Source organism: Streptomyces fuscichromogenes, assembly GCF_014645815.1.
Lineage (GTDB): Bacteria > Actinomycetota > Actinomycetes > Streptomycetales > Streptomycetaceae > Streptomyces > Streptomyces fuscichromogenes.
Genome location: NZ_BMML01000035.1, coordinates 73,661 through 87,518, shown reverse-complemented (window position 1 = coordinate 87,518; position 13,858 = coordinate 73,661). Strand labels below are relative to the sequence as shown.

Below are 13,858 nucleotides of genomic sequence, written 5' to 3'. Positions count from 1 at the left end.
GAAGCCCGGCTCCAGCGGCTCGATCACGAACCGGGAACGGAACTCGTCGACGACCTCTTCGGTCAACGAGGGACGCTGAGCGATCAGCATGAGTGGATCAGATCCTTCTTTCGTGGACGCCCGCTATTTGACGCCCGACGGAACCGCGCCCCGGAGAGTGCGGGTACTGCAAGGGTACGGGCGGCACGACCCTTACCGAGTCGTACCGCCCGAGCAGCCCTGTGAAGCGAGGTCAGACGCGACGGCGCTTCGGCGGACGGCAGCCGTTGTGCGGGGTCGGGGTGACGTCCTGGATGGAGCCGACCTCGAGGCCCGTGGCCTGGAGCGAACGGATCGCGGTCTCACGACCGGAACCCGGACCCTTCACGAACACGTCGACCTTGCGCATGCCGTGCTCCTGAGCGCGGCGGGCAGCCGACTCGGCGGCCATCTGCGCGGCGAACGGCGTGGACTTCCGGGAGCCCTTGAAGCCGACGTGGCCGGCGGAGGCCCAGGAGATCACGTTGCCGGACGGGTCCGTGATGGAGACGATCGTGTTGTTGAACGTGCTCTTGATGTGCGCGTGGCCGTGAGCGACGTTCTTCTTTTCCTTGCGGCGCACCTTCTTGGCAGCGCCCTGACGACCCTTGGGGGGCATCTAGTTACTCCTACGGGGAGGTGGTCGGTCCTACAGCGAAGACCGCTGATGAAGCGTTGTCCGCTGCGGACTACTTCTTGCCCGGCTTCTTCTTGCCGGCGATGGCGCGACGCGGGCCCTTGCGGGTGCGGGCGTTGGTGCTGGTGCGCTGACCGCGGACGGGCAGACCGCGACGGTGACGCAGACCCTGGTAGCAGCCGATCTCGACCTTGCGGCGGATGTCGGCCTGGATCTCGCGACGGAGGTCACCCTCGGTCTTGATGTTGTTGTCGACGTATTCGCGGATGGCGACCAGCTGCTCTTCGCTCAGGTCACGAACACGGGTGTTCGGGTCGATGCCCGTCTCCGCCAGCGTCTGCTGCGAAAGGGTCCGGCCGATGCCGAACACGTAGGTGAGGGCGACTTCCACGCGCTTTTCGCGCGGGATGTCAACACCGGAAACGCGTGCCACTTCAATGGCTCCTGGTGATCTTCGGAGGTCTTCCGCAGAACCGGTTCCCAGCCGCCGTACCAGGTACGAACTGGGTCCCCGGCCTCCGAACCGGGGGTGTCAGGCGCCTTCGGCACCTGGGTTCTGCGTATGAACATATTCAGCTCGCGTCGCGCGAATCTCTGCGATGTCGATGCAGAGGGATAGGTCGTGCGTCAGCCCTGGCGCTGCTTGTGGCGCGGGTTCTCGCAGATGACCATGACCCGACCGTGACGGCGGATCACCCTGCACTTGTCGCAGATCTTCTTGACGCTCGGCTTGACCTTCATGGGATTGAGGTTCTCCGGGTCAGTTGCCGGCAGCCCCGCTCGCACGGGACCTGGGCAAGATCTACTTGTAGCGGTAGACGATCCGGCCACGCGTCAGGTCGTACGGAGACAGCTCCACCACGACCCGGTCGTCAGGGAGGATGCGGATGTAGTGCATACGCATCTTGCCGCTGATGTGTGCCAGGACCTGGTGGCCGTTCTGGAGCTCGACCTTGAACATGGCGTTCGGAAGAGACTCGACGACAGTGCCCTCGATCTCGATGGCACCTTGCTTCTTGGCCACGCTTCGCCCTTCGAATCGACTACCTTGATCGACTCCCACGCTTCCCTTACGGGTGCATGCGGACATGCGGGTGCACGAGAGCCGACGAGTCAGTCTACGTCAGCGCACCCGGAAAGACGAATCGAGAAAGCCTGCCCCGGAACACAGATCATTAAGCGCCCGGTATTTTCGGCACCCGTCCGAGGCGCCCCGCCTGGAGCGCCCCTTCAGGGGCGCGGGGAACTGCGCGACCAGCCCCCACCGGGGCCGCAGCCTCGGGCGATGCTCAGCCCAGCGGATCCGGCGCAGCCGTGATCCCATGCTCGGCCAGCTTGGCCTTGCCCCCGTCAGGCGCCGTCAGCACCAAGGGCCCCTCTTCGGTCAGCGCGACACTGTGCTCCCAGTGCGACGACCAGGTCCCGTCCGTCGTGATCACGGTCCAGTCGTCCGACAGGACCTCCGTGCGGGGCGTCCCCAGCGACACCATCGGCTCGATGGCGAGGCAGAACCCGGTCACCAGCTTCGGTCCCTTGCCCCGCCGCCGGTCGACGTAGTTCAGCAGGTGCGGGTCCATGTGCATCTCGGTGCCGATGCCGTGGCCGCCGTAGTCCTCGATGATCCCGTACTTGCCGCCGCCGGGCTTCGGCTGGCGGCGGATGTACGTCTCGATCGCCCGGGAGACGTCGACGAGCCGGTTGCCCTGCTTCATCGCCGCGATGCCGGCCCACATCGACTCCTCGGTGACCCGGGAGAGCTCGATCAGCTCCGGGGCGTGACCGGAGCCCACGAACGCGGTGTAGGCCGCGTCGCCGTGCCAGCCGTCGACGATCGCGCCGCAGTCGATGGAGATGATGTCGCCGTCCTTGAGGACGACGTCCTCGGAGGGGATGCCGTGGACGACCACGTCGTTGACGGACGTGCAGATGGTGGCGGGGAAGCCGCCGTAGCCGAGGAAGTTCGGCTTGGCACCGTGCTCGGCGAGGACCTTGCGGGCCACCTCGTCCAGGTCCTTGGTGCTGGCGCCGGGAACCGCCGCCTCACGGGTGGCCGCGTGGATGGCCGCCACGACCAGGCCCGCCGCCCGCATCTTGGCGATCTGCTCGGGGGTCTTGATCTGCACCATGGGTGGCCTGCGCTCTCCATCACTCGCGACAACGTCGGCGTCGGCGTCAGCCGAACACGAACACAACAGTACGGCCGCGGCACCCGTCAGGGCACCGCGGCCAAAACCACCGGGGAACTACTTCTCCTCGTCCCCGTCACGCTTGAGCGCGTCCAGCGCCCGCTTGGTGACCTCGTCCACCGCCCCCAGAGCGGAGATCGTCGCCACCAGGCCCTGCGCCTTGTAGTAGTCGATGATCGGCTCGGTCTGCGTGTGGTAGACCTCCAGCCGGGTGCGGACGGTGTCCTCGGAGTCGTCGTCGCGCTGGTAGAGCTCACCGCCGCAGACGTCGCAGACACCCTCCGCCTTCGGCGGGGTGTACGTCACGTGGAACACGTGCTCCGCCTTGTTGCGGCACAGGCGCCGCCCGGCGATCCGCTTCACGACCTCTTCCTCGGGGACTTCGAGGTCGAGCACCGCGTCCAGCTTGATCTTCTCGGTCTTCAGCAGTTCGTCCAGCGCCTCGGCCTGTGCGACGTTGCGCGGGAAACCGTCCAGCAGGAAGCCGTTCACGGCGTCCTCCTGCTCCATGCGGTCCTTGGCCATGGCGATGGTGACCTCGTCGGGGACCAGGTTGCCGGCGTCCATGTAGGACTTCGCGAGTTTCCCGAGCTCCGTCTTGCGGCTGATGTTGGCGCGGAACAGGTCGCCCGTGGAGATGTGCGGGATCTTCAGCTCCTTGGCAAGGCGAACGGCTTGCGTTCCCTTACCGGCGCCAGGCGGCCCGACGAGGACGATTCGCATCAGCGGAGGAACCCTTCGTAATTGCGCTGCTGGAGCTGGCTCTCGATCTGCTTCACCGTCTCCAGACCGACACCCACGATGATCAGGATGCTGGTACCACCGAACGGGAAGTTGTTGCTTGCCCCAAAGCCGACCAACGCCATCGTCGGTACGAGAGCGATCAGCCCCAGATACAGCGAACCCGGCCAGGTGATCCGGTTGAGCACGTACGACAGGTACTCAGCGGTCGGTCGGCCAGCCCGGATGCCCGGGATGAAGCCACCATACTTCTTCATGTTGTCGGCTACTTCTTCGGGGTTGAAGGAGATGGCGACATAGAAGAACGCGAAGAACACGATGAGCAAGAAGTACGAAACGATGTAGATCGGGTGGTCACCCTTGGTCAGGTTCTGGGTGATCCAGTCCTTCCAGCCCGAGTTGCCGCCGGCGAACTGCGCCACGAGCGCCGGAATGTAAAGCAGCGAGGAGGCGAAGATGACCGGAATCACACCGGCCTGGTTCACCTTGAGCGGGATGTACGTAGACGTACCACCGTAGGAACGGCGGCCGATCATGCGCTTCGCGTACTGCACCGGAATGCGGCGCTGAGCCTGCTCCACGAAGACCACCAGCGCGACCATGACCAGACCCACCGCGATGACCGAGCCGAACTCGATCCAGCCGCCGGCCAGGGTGCCCTGCTTCTTGATGGCCCACAGCGCGGACGGGAAGGTCGCGGCGATCGAGATGAACATCAGGATCGACATGCCGTTGCCGATACCGCGGTCGGTGATCAGCTCGCCGAGCCACATGACGACGGCCGTACCGGCCGTCATGCAGATGACCATGGTGATGGTGGTGAAGATCGCCTGGTCCGGGACGATGCTGGAAGCGACCGTGCAACCGGAGAAGAGGGCGCCGCTGCGGGCGGTGGCCACCAGGCCGGTGCCCTGCAGGATGGCGAGCGCCACCGTCAGGTAACGGGTGTACTGCGTGATCTTCGCCGTACCCGCCTGGCCCTCCTTCTTCAGGGCCTCCAGGCGCGGGATGACCACCGTCAGCAGCTGAAGGATGATGCTCGCCGTGATGTAGGGCATGATGCCGAGCGCGAAGATCGTGATCTGGAGCAGCGCGCCACCACTGAACATGTTCACGAGACCGAACAGGCCCTGGTTGCCGGAGGCCTCGCCGACACACGTCTGGACGGCCTTGTAGTTGACGCCGGGGATCGGGATGTGGGTACCGACCCGGTACACCACGATGATGCCGAGCGTGAAGAGCAGCTTCTTGCGCAGGTCGGGCGTCCTGAACGCCCGGGCGAACGCGGTGAGCACGGTGCCTCCTGCGACCCCCGCGCAACTGCGTCAAGGGTGACGGTCTTGAGGTTCGACGAATGGGAAAAAGAACAGTGCTGGCCACCTTACCGGCCGCACTGCCCCCCTAGGAACGACCAACCGGGGATACCCCATTGTGAGGTATCCCCGGTAGGGAATCGCTTACGTCATCGAGACGTCCGAAATACTCAGACGAGCTCGGTGACAGTGCCGCCGGCGGCGGTGATCTTCTCCTTGGCGGAGCCGGAGACGGCGTCGACCGTCACCTGGAGCGCCACGGAGACCTCACCCTGGCCGAGCACCTTGACGAGCGCGTTCTTGCGAACGGCACCCTTGGCCACCAGACCCTCGACGGTGACCTCGCCACCCTCGGGGTACAGCGCGGCCAGCTTGTCGAGGTTCACGACCTGGTACTCGGTCTTGAACGGGTTCTTGAAGCCCTTCAGCTTCGGAAGACGCATGTGGAGGGGCATCTGGCCACCCTCGAAGCGCTCCGGAACCTGATAGCGGGCCTTCGTACCCTTGGTACCACGACCGGCCGTCTTACCCTTGGACGCCTCACCACGACCGACACGGGTCTTGGCGGTCTTGGCGCCCGGGGCGGGACGGAGGTTGTGGATCTTGAGCGGGTTGTTCTCCGCCATGATCAGTCGACCTCCTCAACCGTCACGAGGTGGCGGACGGTGTGCACCATGCCGCGGAACTCGGGGCGGTCCTCCTTGACGACCACGGTGTTGATCCCCTTGAGACCAAGGGACCGCAGGGTGTCACGGTGGTTCTGCTTGCTGCCGATGTACGACTTCGTCTGCGTGACCTTGAGGCGAGCCATTACGCACCCGCTCCCGCACGCGCACGAAGCAGAGCCGCGGGGGCGACGTCCTCGAGGGGCAGACCACGGCGGGCCGCGATCTCCTCGGGACGCTGCAGGCCCTTCAGGGCCTCCACGGTCGCGTGCACGATGTTGATCGCGTTGTCGGAGCCGAGCGACTTCGACAGCACGTCGTGGATACCGGCGCACTCCAGGACGGCACGCACGGGACCACCGGCGATCACACCGGTACCCGGCGAGGCCGGCTTGAGGAGAACGACGCCGGCAGCCTTCTCACCCTGGATCGGGTGCGGGATGGTGCCCTGGATACGCGGGACCTTGAAGAAGTGCTTCTTGGCCTCCTCAACGCCCTTGGCGATGGCGGCCGGCACCTCCTTGGCCTTGCCGTAACCGACACCCACGGTGCCGTCACCGTCGCCCACCACGACCAGCGCGGTGAAGCTGAAGCGACGACCACCCTTCACAACCTTGGCGACGCGGTTGATCGCGACAACGCGCTCAACGTACGCGGTCTTCTCGGCGGCAGCAGCGCCGCCGTCACGGCCCTTCCGGTCCCGCCGCTCGCCGCCACCGGCACCGCCACCGCGGCGCTGGGGTCCAGCCATTGGATTACCTCTCTCTTTCCGCTAGCTACAAGCGGCTCAGAACTTGAGCCCGGCCTCGCGGGCGGCGTCCGCCAGAGCCGCGATGCGGCCGGCGTACTGGTTACCACCACGGTCGAACACCACGGCCTCGACACCGGCGGCCTTGGCACGCTCGGCGACCAGGGCGCCGACCTGCTTGGCCTGCGCGGACTTGTCACCCTCGCCACCACGGACCGAGGTGTCCAGGGTGGACGCCGACGCCAGGGTGTGACCCTTGATGTCGTCGATCACCTGGGCCACGATGTGGCGGTTGGAGCGGGTAACGACCAGACGGGGACGCTCCGCCGTACCGGAAATGTTCTTACGGATCCGGATGTGACGGCGCTTGATCGCGGCGCGCTTGTAGGCGTCGCCCTTGAGGATCTTCTGTCCGTATGCCATGGCTTACTTACCCGCCTTTCCGACCTTGCGGCGGATGACTTCGCCCTCGTACTTGACGCCCTTGGCCTTGTACGGGTCGGGCTTGCGCAGCTTGCGGATGTTGGCCGCGACCTCGCCGACCTTCTGCTTGTCGATGCCCTCGACCGAGAAACGGGTCGGAGCCTCGACCTTGAAGGTGATGCCCTCGGGGGCCTCGACCAGGATCGGGTGGCTGTAACCGAGCGCGAACTCGAGGTTCGAGCCCTTGGCGGTCACGCGGTAACCGACACCGCTGATCTCGAGCTTCTTCACGTAACCCTGGGTCACGCCGGTGATCATGTTCGCCACCAGCGTGCGGGACAGGCCGTGCAGGGCCTTGCTCTGACGCTCGTCGTTGGGGCGGGTCACCGCGAGAGTGCCGTCCTCGCCCTTGGCGATGTCGATCGGAGCCACGATGGTGTGGGTCAGCTCGCCCTTGGGGCCCTTGACCTGCACCGTGCGGCCGTCGATGGTGACGTCCACGCCGGCGGGAACCGCGATGGGGAGCTTGCCGATACGCGACATAGCTGTTTCCTCCGTTCCCTTCTGCTACCAGACGTAGGCGAGGACTTCCCCGCCTACGCCCTTCTTGCCGGCCTGCTTGTCGGTGAGGAGACCGTGCGACGTGGAGATGATCGCCACGCCGAGGCCGCCCAGCACCTTCGGCAGGGAGGTGGACTTCGCGTACACCCGGAGACCGGGCTTGGAGATCCGCTTGATGCCCGCGATGGAGCGCTCACGGTTGGGACCGAACTTCAGGTCCAGGACGAGGTTCTTGCCGACCTCGGCGTCCTCGACCTTCCAGCCCGTGATGAAGCCCTCCTGCTGGAGGATCTCCGCGATGTGAGACTTGATCTTGGACGCCGGCATCGTCACGGAGTCGTGGTACGCCGAGTTCGCGTTCCGCAGACGCGTCAGCATGTCTGCGATCGGATCAGTCATGGTCATGAATTGGCCTGTGGCCTCTCTCGCCGGGGTTTCCTGGTGCGCCATCCCTCTCCCCGATCCGAGACGGGACGGGTGCGGCGCGGTGGACCTACGGCGTAGTAAGTCGTACGGGCGACCGTCAGGCGCCCAACCCTCCAAGCCTAAGCCATGGAAGGGAGGGCGCCTGACACGCCCATTGCTTACCGAGAGCCCTGGGAATCCCTAAAAAGGGGGATTACCAGGAGCTCTTGGTCACGCCCGGCAGCTCGCCACGGTGAGCCATCTCACGAAGGCACACGCGGCACAGGCCGAACTTGCGGTACACGGAGTGCGGACGGCCGCAGCGCTGGCAGCGCGTGTAGCCACGCACACCGAACTTGGGCTTGCGAGCAGCCTTGGCAATCAGAGCCTTCTTCGCCATCTCGCTCACGCCTCCTTGAACGGGAAGCCGAGGTGACGAAGGAGCGCGCGGCCCTCAGCGTCGTTGGTCGCCGTGGTCACCACGGTGATGTCCATACCCCGGGTACGGTCGATCTTGTCCTGGTCGATCTCGTGGAACATGACCTGCTCCGTGAGACCGAAGGTGTAGTTGCCACGGCCGTCGAACTGCTTGGGGGACAGACCACGGAAGTCGCGGATGCGCGGCAGCGCGAGCGACAGGGTGCGGTCCAGGAACTCCCACATGCGGTCGCCACGGAGCGTGACGTGGGCACCGATCGGCTGACCCTCACGCAGCTTGAACTGCGCGATGGACTTGCGAGCCTTGGTGACCTGCGGCTTCTGACCGGTGATGGTGGTCAGGTCGCGGATCGCGCCCTCGATCAGCTTCGAGTCACGGGCGGCGTCGCCGACACCCATGTTGACCACGATCTTGACGAGGCCGGGGATCTGCATGACGTTCTCGTACTTGAACTCGTCACGCATCTTGCCCGCGATCTCCTCGCGGTACTTCAGCTTCAGACGCGGAGCAGTGGTGGTAGCCATCAGATGTCCTCACCCGTCCGCTTGGCAACGCGGATCTTGTTGCCTTCGTCGTCGAAGCGGTAACCGACACGCGTGACGACCTTGTTGCCGTCCTTCTCAACGACCAGCTGGACGTTGGAGACGTGGACGGGCGCCTCGGTCGTGACGATGCCGCCGGCCTGCGAACCGCGAGCGGTCGGACCGGCCTTGGTGTGCTTCTTGACCCGGTTGACACCCTCGACCAGGACCCGGTCCTCGCGGGGGTAGGCCGCGATGACCTTGCCCTGCTTGCCCTTGTCCTTACCGGTGATGACCTGGACCAGGTCGCCCTTCTTGATCTTCATGCTTACAGCACCTCCGGAGCCAGCGAGATGATCTTCATGAACTTCTTCTCGCGCAGCTCACGGCCGACCGGGCCGAAGATACGGGTGCCACGAGGGTCGCCGTCGTTCTTGAGAATGACAGCGGCGTTCTCGTCGAAGCGGATGTACGAGCCGTCCGGACGGCGGCGCTCCTTGACGGTGCGAACGATGACCGCCTTGATGACGTCACCCTTCTTCACGTTGCCGCCGGGGATCGCGTCCTTGACGGTGGCGACGATGACGTCACCGATGCCCGCGTAGCGGCGACCGGAGCCACCGAGCACACGGATGCAAAGGATCTCCTTCGCACCAGTGTTGTCGGCGACACGCAGTCGCGACTCCTGCTGGATCACGTCTATCTCCTGTTTGTCTGCCGGTTCCCGGCAGGGGTCCGGTTACGGAACCCCTGCCGAGCCTGGCGGAACTGTCCTGCGAGGGATGCCCCGCAGGAAATTACTTGGCCTTCTCGAGGATCTCGACGACGCGCCAGCGCTTCGTCGCGGACAGCGGCCGGGTCTCCATGAGGAGGACACGGTCGCCGACGCCCGCGGCGTTCTGCTCGTCGTGCGCCTTGAGCTTGTTCGTACGGCGGATGACCTTGCCGTACAGCGCGTGCTTGACGCGGTCCTCGACGGCGACGACGACGGTCTTGTCCATCTTGTCGCTGACGACGAGACCCTCACGGGTCTTGCGGAAGCTGCCGCGCGCCTCAGTGTTCTCAGTCACGTTGCTCTCGCTCATCAGGCGCTCTCCACCGTCTCGATGCCCAGCTCGCGCTCACGCATCAGGGTGTAGATCCGCGCGATGTCCTTACGGACGGCCTTGAGCCGACCGTGGTTCTCGAGCTGACCCGTCGCCGCCTGGAAGCGGAGGTTGAACAGCTCTTCCTTGGCCTCGCGGAGCTTGCCCAGAAGCTCCTCGTTGCCCAGCTCGCGCAGCTCGGACGCCTTGGTACCGGCCGACATCACGCTTCACCTGCCTCGCGCTTGACGATCCGGCACTTCATCGGCAGCTTGTGGGCTGCGCGAGTGAGGGCCTCACGGGCGATCTTCTCGTTGGGGTAGGACAGCTCGAACATGACCCGGCCCGGGTGCACGTTCGCGATCCACCACTCCGGAGAACCCTTACCGGAACCCATGCGGGTCTCGGCGGGCTTCTTCGTGAGCGGGCGGTCCGGGTAGATGTTGATCCAGACCTTGCCGCCACGCTTGATGTGGCGGGTCATCGCGATACGGGCCGCCTCGATCTGGCGGTTGGTCACGTACGCCGGCGTGAGGGCCTGGATGCCGTACTCGCCGAACGCGACCGTGGTACCGCCCTTGGCCTCACCGCGACGCCTCGGGTGGTGCTGCTTGCGGTGCTTGACCCTACGGGGGATCAGCATGACGGTCAGGCCTCCGTTCCGGTGCTCTCAGCCGGAGCGGCGGCGGGGGCTTCGGCCTTGGGGGCCTCGGCGCCGGCAGCCTGCTGCGGCTTGCGACCGCGCCGCTCGCCACCGCGGCCACCACGGGCCGGGCGGTCGGCAGCGCCACCGCCACGGGCCGGGCGGTTGCCGGCGCGGGCAGCGGCGTTCTCGGCGCGGACCTCGGCGATGTTCTTGACGTCGCCCTTGTAGATCCAGACCTTCACACCGATACGGCCGAAGGTCGTCTTGGCCTCGAAGAAGCCGTAGTCCACGTTCGCACGGAGCGTGTGCAGGGGCACACGGCCCTCGCGGTAGAACTCCGAGCGGGACATCTCGGCGCCGCCGAGGCGGCCGCCGCACTGGATCTTGATGCCCTTGGCGCCGGCCTTCATCGCCGACTGCATGCTCTTACGCATGGCGCGACGGAAGGAGACGCGGGAGGAGAGCTGCTCGGCAACGGCCTGCGCAACCAGCTGAGCGTCGGTCTCGGGGTTCTTGACCTCGAGGATGTTCAGCTGGACCTGCTTGCCCGTGAGCTTCTCGAGGTCGCCGCGGATGCGGTCGGCCTCGGCGCCACGGCGGCCGATGACGATGCCCGGACGAGCGGTGTGGATGTCCACCCGCACGCGGTCACGGGTGCGCTCGATCTCCACCTTCGAGATGCCGGCGCGCTCCATGCCGGACGTCATCATCCGACGGATGGCGACGTCTTCCTTGACGTAGTCCTTGTACAGCTTGTCGGCGTACCACCGGGACTTGAAGTCCGTGGTGACACCGAGCCGGAACCCATGCGGGTTAACCTTCTGGCCCATTACCGGGTTCCTTCCTTGCTGCTGACGACCACGGTGATGTGGCTGGTCCGCTTGCGGATCCGGTAGGCACGGCCCTGGGCGCGCGGCCGGAACCGCTTCAGGGTCGGGCCCTCGTCGACGTACGCCTCGGAGATGAAGAGGCTGTCGGCGTCGGTGTGGTCGTAGTTGTGCGCGGCGTTGGCGATGGCGCTGTCCAGCACCTTGCCGACCGGCACGGAGGCTGCCTGCGGAGCGAATCGCAGAACAGCCTGAGCCTCCGTGGCGTCCATGCCACGGATAAGGTCCACCACGCGGCGGGCCTTCATGGGCGTAACGCGGATGTACCGCGCCTGGGCCCTGGCTTCCATGGTTGTCCCTCTCAGTTACTTACGTGTCTGAATGCGATCCGCTACTAGCGGCGCTTCGACTTCCGGTCGTCCTTGACGTGGCCCCGGAAGGTGCGGGTCGGCGAGAACTCGCCGAGCTTGTGGCCGACCATCGACTCGGTGACGAACACCGGGATGTGGGTCTTGCCGTTGTGCACCGCGATCGTGTGGCCGAGCATGGCCGGGACGATCATCGAGCGACGGGACCAGGTCTTGATGACGTTCTTGGTGCCGGCTTCGTTCTGGACATCCACCTTCTTGATCAGGTGGTCGTCTACGAAGGGCCCCTTCTTCAAGCTACGAGGCATCTCAACCAGTCCTTAACGCTTCTTGTTCGTCTTGCGGCGGCGGACGATGTACTTGTTCGACGCCTTCTTGGGCGAACGAGTACGACCTTCCTTCTTGCCCCACGGGGAGACGGGGTGACGACCACCGGACGTCCGGCCCTCACCACCACCGTGCGGGTGGTCGACCGGGTTCATGACGACACCACGGACGGTCGGGCGGACGCCCAGCCACCGCTTGCGGCCGGCCTTGCCCCAGTTGATGTTCGACTGCTCGGCGTTGCCGACCTCACCGACGGTGGCGCGGCAGCGCGCGTCCACCATGCGGATCTCGCCGGACGGCATACGGAGGGTCGCCATGGCGCCCTCACGGGCGAGCAGCTGCACCGAGGCACCCGCGGAACGGGCGAACTTGGCGCCACCGCCGGGACGGAGCTCGATCGCGTGGATCGTGGTACCGACCGGGATGTTGCGGAGGGCCAGGTTGTTGCCCGGCTTGATGTCGGCCCCGGGACCGTTCTCCACGGTGTCGCCCTGCTGCAGGTTGCGCGGGGCGAGGATGTAGCGCTTCTCGCCGTCCGCGTAGTGCAGCAGCGCGATGCGCGCGGTGCGGTTGGGGTCGTACTCGATGTGCGCGACCTTCGCCGGCACGCCGTCCTTGTCGTGACGACGGAAGTCGATCACTCGGAAGGCGCGCTTGTGTCCGCCACCCTGGTGGCGAACGGTCACACGACCGGCGTTGTTACGGCCGCCCTTGCTGTGCAGCGGGCGGACCAGCGACTTCTCCGGCGTGGACCGCGTGACCTCGACGAAGTCGGCGACGCTGGCGCCACGACGGCCCGGCGTAGTCGGCTTGTACTTGCGGATTCCCATTTCTCAGTCCTCGTCCGATATCGGACGATCCGACCCGCTTACGCGGTCGGACCGCCGAAGATGTCGATACGGTCGCCCTCGGCGAGGGTCACGATCGCGCGCTTGGAGCCCGCGCGCTGACCGAAACCGGTCTTGGTGCGCTTGCGCTTGCCCTGGCGGTTGAGGGTGTTGACCCCGGTGACCTTGACCGAGAAGACCGCCTGGACGGCCTGCTTGATCTGGGTCTTGTTGGCGCCCGGGGCGACGACGAACGTGTACTTGTTCTCGTCCAGGAGCGCGTAGCTCTTCTCCGAGACGACCGGCTTCAGCAGCACGTCACGGGGGTCCGTGTACGACTTGCTGATCGGGGTCTCGACGGTGTTCTTGCCCTCGGCCTCGTGGCGGCGCGCCTTGGCGACGCGCGCGGCCTTGGCGGCCTTGGCGGCCTTCGAGGCGATGCTCGGGTGACGGGTAGCCATCAGACCTCGGTCCCTTCGGTGTCGTTGGCCTTCGGGCCGGCGACGAAGGACTCGAGAGCGGCCTGGGTGAAGACCACGTCGTCCGAGACGATCACGTCGTACGTGTTCAGCTGGCCCGGCTCCAGGATGTGGACCTGGGGCAGGTTGCGGGCGGAGAGCCAGGCGGCCTCGTCGGCGCGCTCGACGACCAGGAGCAGGTTCTTGCGCTCCGAGATCTTGCCGAACAGCGTGCGAGCGGCCTTGGTGCTGGGGTTCTCGCCCTCGATCACGCCGGTGACGACGTGGATGCGGTTGTGGCGCGCCCGGTCGGTGAGGGCGTGACGCAGAGCGGCGGCCTTCATCTTCTTCGGGGTGCGCTGCGAGTAGTCACGCGGCTGCGGGCCGTGGACGACGCCACCGCCGGCGAACTGCGGCGCGCGGGTCGAGCCCTGACGGGCGCGGCCGGTGCCCTTCTGGCGGTACGGCTTCTTGCCGCCACCACGGACCTCGCCACGGGTCTTGGTCTTGTGCGTGCCCTGACGGGCGGCCGCGTTCTGCGCGACGACGACCTGGTGGATCAGCGGGATGCTGACCTTCTCCACGCCGAAGATCTCCGCGGGGAGTTCGACGCTTCCGGTCTTCTCGCCGGCAGGCGAAAGGATGTCAACAGTGCTCATCGGT

At 66.0% G+C, this 13,858-nt stretch carries 26 protein-coding genes; all 26 read right to left on the bottom strand.

Translation table 11 applies throughout. The features are described 5' to 3' along the window. Positions 1-232: 232 nt before the first annotated feature. The gene (gene rpsK / locus IEZ11_RS44905) at positions 233-637 is read right to left on the bottom strand and encodes a 30S ribosomal protein S11 (RefSeq protein ID WP_003956432.1); all 405 of its coding nucleotides are present in this window, start codon (positions 635-637) and stop codon (positions 233-235) included. Positions 638-707: 70 nt separating this feature from the next. After that, a complete protein-coding gene (rpsM, locus tag IEZ11_RS44900) occupies positions 708-1,088 on the bottom strand; it encodes a 30S ribosomal protein S13 (protein ID WP_020135802.1) in 381 nt (126 codons plus the stop codon). A 194-nt stretch (positions 1,089-1,282) separates the two neighbouring features. Next, on the bottom strand, positions 1,283-1,396 hold the full coding sequence (rpmJ, locus tag IEZ11_RS44895; RefSeq protein WP_003998809.1) for a 50S ribosomal protein L36: 114 nt from the start codon (positions 1,394-1,396) through the stop codon (positions 1,283-1,285). Positions 1,397-1,457: 61 nt separating this feature from the next. Beyond that, positions 1,458-1,679, bottom strand: coding sequence for a translation initiation factor IF-1 (gene infA, locus IEZ11_RS44890; protein ID WP_003948620.1), 222 nt, complete (start codon positions 1,677-1,679; stop codon positions 1,458-1,460). A 265-nt stretch (positions 1,680-1,944) separates the two neighbouring features. Next, complete coding sequence (gene map, locus IEZ11_RS44885) at positions 1,945-2,781, bottom strand: type I methionyl aminopeptidase (RefSeq protein ID WP_189268847.1); 837 nt, start codon at positions 2,779-2,781, stop codon at positions 1,945-1,947. Positions 2,782-2,898: 117 nt separating this feature from the next. After that, the gene (locus IEZ11_RS44880) at positions 2,899-3,564 is read right to left on the bottom strand and encodes an adenylate kinase (protein ID WP_189268846.1); all 666 of its coding nucleotides are present in this window, start codon (positions 3,562-3,564) and stop codon (positions 2,899-2,901) included. Beyond that, positions 3,564-4,877 (bottom strand): preprotein translocase subunit SecY, encoded by a 1,314-nt coding sequence (secY, locus tag IEZ11_RS44875; RefSeq protein WP_189268845.1) that lies wholly within the window; start codon positions 4,875-4,877, stop codon positions 3,564-3,566. The genes IEZ11_RS44880 and secY overlap by 1 nt, the downstream gene beginning before the upstream one ends. 188 nt (positions 4,878-5,065) lie before the next feature. Then, entirely contained in the window at positions 5,066-5,521 is a 456-nt protein-coding gene (gene rplO, locus IEZ11_RS44870) for a 50S ribosomal protein L15 (protein WP_189268844.1), read from the bottom strand. Positions 5,522-5,523: 2 nt separating this feature from the next. Beyond that, the gene (gene rpmD / locus IEZ11_RS44865; RefSeq protein WP_006376032.1) at positions 5,524-5,706 is read right to left on the bottom strand and encodes a 50S ribosomal protein L30; all 183 of its coding nucleotides are present in this window, start codon (positions 5,704-5,706) and stop codon (positions 5,524-5,526) included. Beyond that, the gene (gene rpsE / locus IEZ11_RS44860) at positions 5,706-6,311 is read right to left on the bottom strand and encodes a 30S ribosomal protein S5 (RefSeq protein WP_009190144.1); all 606 of its coding nucleotides are present in this window, start codon (positions 6,309-6,311) and stop codon (positions 5,706-5,708) included. Before rpsE ends, rpmD begins: the two co-directional genes overlap by 1 nt. Positions 6,312-6,347: 36 nt before the next feature. Beyond that, positions 6,348-6,731 (bottom strand): 50S ribosomal protein L18, encoded by a 384-nt coding sequence (rplR, locus tag IEZ11_RS44855; RefSeq protein WP_089099426.1) that lies wholly within the window; start codon positions 6,729-6,731, stop codon positions 6,348-6,350. Between the two features lie 3 nt (positions 6,732-6,734). Then, on the bottom strand, positions 6,735-7,274 hold the full coding sequence (gene rplF / locus IEZ11_RS44850; protein ID WP_089099427.1) for a 50S ribosomal protein L6: 540 nt from the start codon (positions 7,272-7,274) through the stop codon (positions 6,735-6,737). A gap of 24 nt (positions 7,275-7,298) precedes the next feature. Continuing rightward, complete coding sequence (gene rpsH, locus IEZ11_RS44845) at positions 7,299-7,697, bottom strand: 30S ribosomal protein S8 (RefSeq protein ID WP_089099428.1); 399 nt, start codon at positions 7,695-7,697, stop codon at positions 7,299-7,301. A 214-nt stretch (positions 7,698-7,911) separates the two neighbouring features. Then, entirely contained in the window at positions 7,912-8,097 is a 186-nt protein-coding gene (locus tag IEZ11_RS44840) for a type Z 30S ribosomal protein S14 (RefSeq protein WP_003948630.1), read from the bottom strand. A 5-nt stretch (positions 8,098-8,102) separates the two neighbouring features. Continuing rightward, entirely contained in the window at positions 8,103-8,660 is a 558-nt protein-coding gene (gene rplE, locus IEZ11_RS44835; protein WP_123974794.1) for a 50S ribosomal protein L5, read from the bottom strand. Then, entirely contained in the window at positions 8,660-8,983 is a 324-nt protein-coding gene (rplX, locus tag IEZ11_RS44830) for a 50S ribosomal protein L24 (protein WP_030967306.1), read from the bottom strand. The genes rplE and rplX overlap by 1 nt, the downstream gene beginning before the upstream one ends. 2 nt (positions 8,984-8,985) lie before the next feature. Continuing rightward, entirely contained in the window at positions 8,986-9,354 is a 369-nt protein-coding gene (rplN, locus tag IEZ11_RS44825; protein WP_003992364.1) for a 50S ribosomal protein L14, read from the bottom strand. A 100-nt stretch (positions 9,355-9,454) separates the two neighbouring features. After that, positions 9,455-9,742 carry a 30S ribosomal protein S17 gene (rpsQ, locus tag IEZ11_RS44820; RefSeq protein ID WP_189268843.1) on the bottom strand — a complete coding sequence of 96 codons (288 nt, stop codon included), beginning with the start codon at positions 9,740-9,742 and terminating at the stop codon, positions 9,455-9,457. Further along, positions 9,742-9,966: a 50S ribosomal protein L29 gene (gene rpmC, locus IEZ11_RS44815; protein WP_030174543.1), complete on the bottom strand. Its 225-nt coding sequence runs from the start codon at positions 9,964-9,966 to the stop codon at positions 9,742-9,744. Before rpmC ends, rpsQ begins: the two co-directional genes overlap by 1 nt. Then, on the bottom strand, positions 9,966-10,385 hold the full coding sequence (gene rplP, locus IEZ11_RS44810) for a 50S ribosomal protein L16 (protein ID WP_189268842.1): 420 nt from the start codon (positions 10,383-10,385) through the stop codon (positions 9,966-9,968). Before rplP ends, rpmC begins: the two co-directional genes overlap by 1 nt. Before the next feature lie 5 nt (positions 10,386-10,390). Next, positions 10,391-11,218, bottom strand: a complete 828-nt coding sequence (rpsC, locus tag IEZ11_RS44805) for a 30S ribosomal protein S3 (RefSeq protein ID WP_046732371.1) — start codon at positions 11,216-11,218, stop codon at positions 10,391-10,393. Continuing rightward, on the bottom strand, positions 11,218-11,565 hold the full coding sequence (gene rplV, locus IEZ11_RS44800) for a 50S ribosomal protein L22 (RefSeq protein WP_003974262.1): 348 nt from the start codon (positions 11,563-11,565) through the stop codon (positions 11,218-11,220). The genes rpsC and rplV overlap by 1 nt, the downstream gene beginning before the upstream one ends. A gap of 44 nt (positions 11,566-11,609) precedes the next feature. Continuing rightward, the gene (gene rpsS, locus IEZ11_RS44795; protein ID WP_003948639.1) at positions 11,610-11,891 is read right to left on the bottom strand and encodes a 30S ribosomal protein S19; all 282 of its coding nucleotides are present in this window, start codon (positions 11,889-11,891) and stop codon (positions 11,610-11,612) included. A 12-nt stretch (positions 11,892-11,903) separates the two neighbouring features. After that, positions 11,904-12,740 (bottom strand): 50S ribosomal protein L2, encoded by an 837-nt coding sequence (gene rplB, locus IEZ11_RS44790; RefSeq protein WP_189268841.1) that lies wholly within the window; start codon positions 12,738-12,740, stop codon positions 11,904-11,906. A 38-nt stretch (positions 12,741-12,778) separates the two neighbouring features. Beyond that, positions 12,779-13,198, bottom strand: a complete 420-nt coding sequence (gene rplW / locus IEZ11_RS44785; protein WP_189268840.1) for a 50S ribosomal protein L23 — start codon at positions 13,196-13,198, stop codon at positions 12,779-12,781. After that, positions 13,198-13,854, bottom strand: coding sequence for a 50S ribosomal protein L4 (gene rplD / locus IEZ11_RS44780; RefSeq protein WP_189268839.1), 657 nt, complete (start codon positions 13,852-13,854; stop codon positions 13,198-13,200). The genes rplW and rplD overlap by 1 nt, the downstream gene beginning before the upstream one ends. Positions 13,855-13,858 lie beyond the last annotated feature (4 nt).

Coding starts and splice junctions, on each gene's coding strand:
- rpsK (WP_003956432.1), bottom strand. CDS start 637: ATGCCCCCCAAGGGTCGTCAGGGCGCTGCCAAGAAGGTGCGCCGCAAG.
- rpmJ (WP_003998809.1), bottom strand. CDS start 1,396: ATGAAGGTCAAGCCGAGCGTCAAGAAGATCTGCGACAAGTGCAGGGTG.
- map (WP_189268847.1), bottom strand. CDS start 2,781: ATGGTGCAGATCAAGACCCCCGAGCAGATCGCCAAGATGCGGGCGGCG.
- IEZ11_RS44880 (WP_189268846.1), bottom strand. CDS start 3,564: ATGCGAATCGTCCTCGTCGGGCCGCCTGGCGCCGGTAAGGGAACGCAA.
- rplO (WP_189268844.1), bottom strand. CDS start 5,521: ATGGCGGAGAACAACCCGCTCAAGATCCACAACCTCCGTCCCGCCCCG.
- rpmD (WP_006376032.1), bottom strand. CDS start 5,706: ATGGCTCGCCTCAAGGTCACGCAGACGAAGTCGTACATCGGCAGCAAG.
- rpsE (WP_009190144.1), bottom strand. CDS start 6,311: ATGGCTGGACCCCAGCGCCGCGGTGGCGGTGCCGGTGGCGGCGAGCGG.
- rplR (WP_089099426.1), bottom strand. CDS start 6,731: ATGGCATACGGACAGAAGATCCTCAAGGGCGACGCCTACAAGCGCGCC.
- rplF (WP_089099427.1), bottom strand. CDS start 7,274: ATGTCGCGTATCGGCAAGCTCCCCATCGCGGTTCCCGCCGGCGTGGAC.
- rpsH (WP_089099428.1), bottom strand. CDS start 7,697: ATGACCATGACTGATCCGATCGCAGACATGCTGACGCGTCTGCGGAAC.
- IEZ11_RS44840 (WP_003948630.1), bottom strand. CDS start 8,097: ATGGCGAAGAAGGCTCTGATTGCCAAGGCTGCTCGCAAGCCCAAGTTC.
- rplE (WP_123974794.1), bottom strand. CDS start 8,660: ATGGCTACCACCACTGCTCCGCGTCTGAAGCTGAAGTACCGCGAGGAG.
- rplX (WP_030967306.1), bottom strand. CDS start 8,983: ATGAAGATCAAGAAGGGCGACCTGGTCCAGGTCATCACCGGTAAGGAC.
- rpsQ (WP_189268843.1), bottom strand. CDS start 9,742: ATGAGCGAGAGCAACGTGACTGAGAACACTGAGGCGCGCGGCAGCTTC.
- rpmC (WP_030174543.1), bottom strand. CDS start 9,966: ATGTCGGCCGGTACCAAGGCGTCCGAGCTGCGCGAGCTGGGCAACGAG.
- rplP (WP_189268842.1), bottom strand. CDS start 10,385: ATGCTGATCCCCCGTAGGGTCAAGCACCGCAAGCAGCACCACCCGAGG.
- rpsC (WP_046732371.1), bottom strand. CDS start 11,218: ATGGGCCAGAAGGTTAACCCGCATGGGTTCCGGCTCGGTGTCACCACG.
- rplV (WP_003974262.1), bottom strand. CDS start 11,565: ATGGAAGCCAGGGCCCAGGCGCGGTACATCCGCGTTACGCCCATGAAG.
- rpsS (WP_003948639.1), bottom strand. CDS start 11,891: ATGCCTCGTAGCTTGAAGAAGGGGCCCTTCGTAGACGACCACCTGATC.
- rplB (WP_189268841.1), bottom strand. CDS start 12,740: ATGGGAATCCGCAAGTACAAGCCGACTACGCCGGGCCGTCGTGGCGCC.
- rplW (WP_189268840.1), bottom strand. CDS start 13,198: ATGGCTACCCGTCACCCGAGCATCGCCTCGAAGGCCGCCAAGGCCGCC.
- rplD (WP_189268839.1), bottom strand. CDS start 13,854: ATGAGCACTGTTGACATCCTTTCGCCTGCCGGCGAGAAGACCGGAAGC.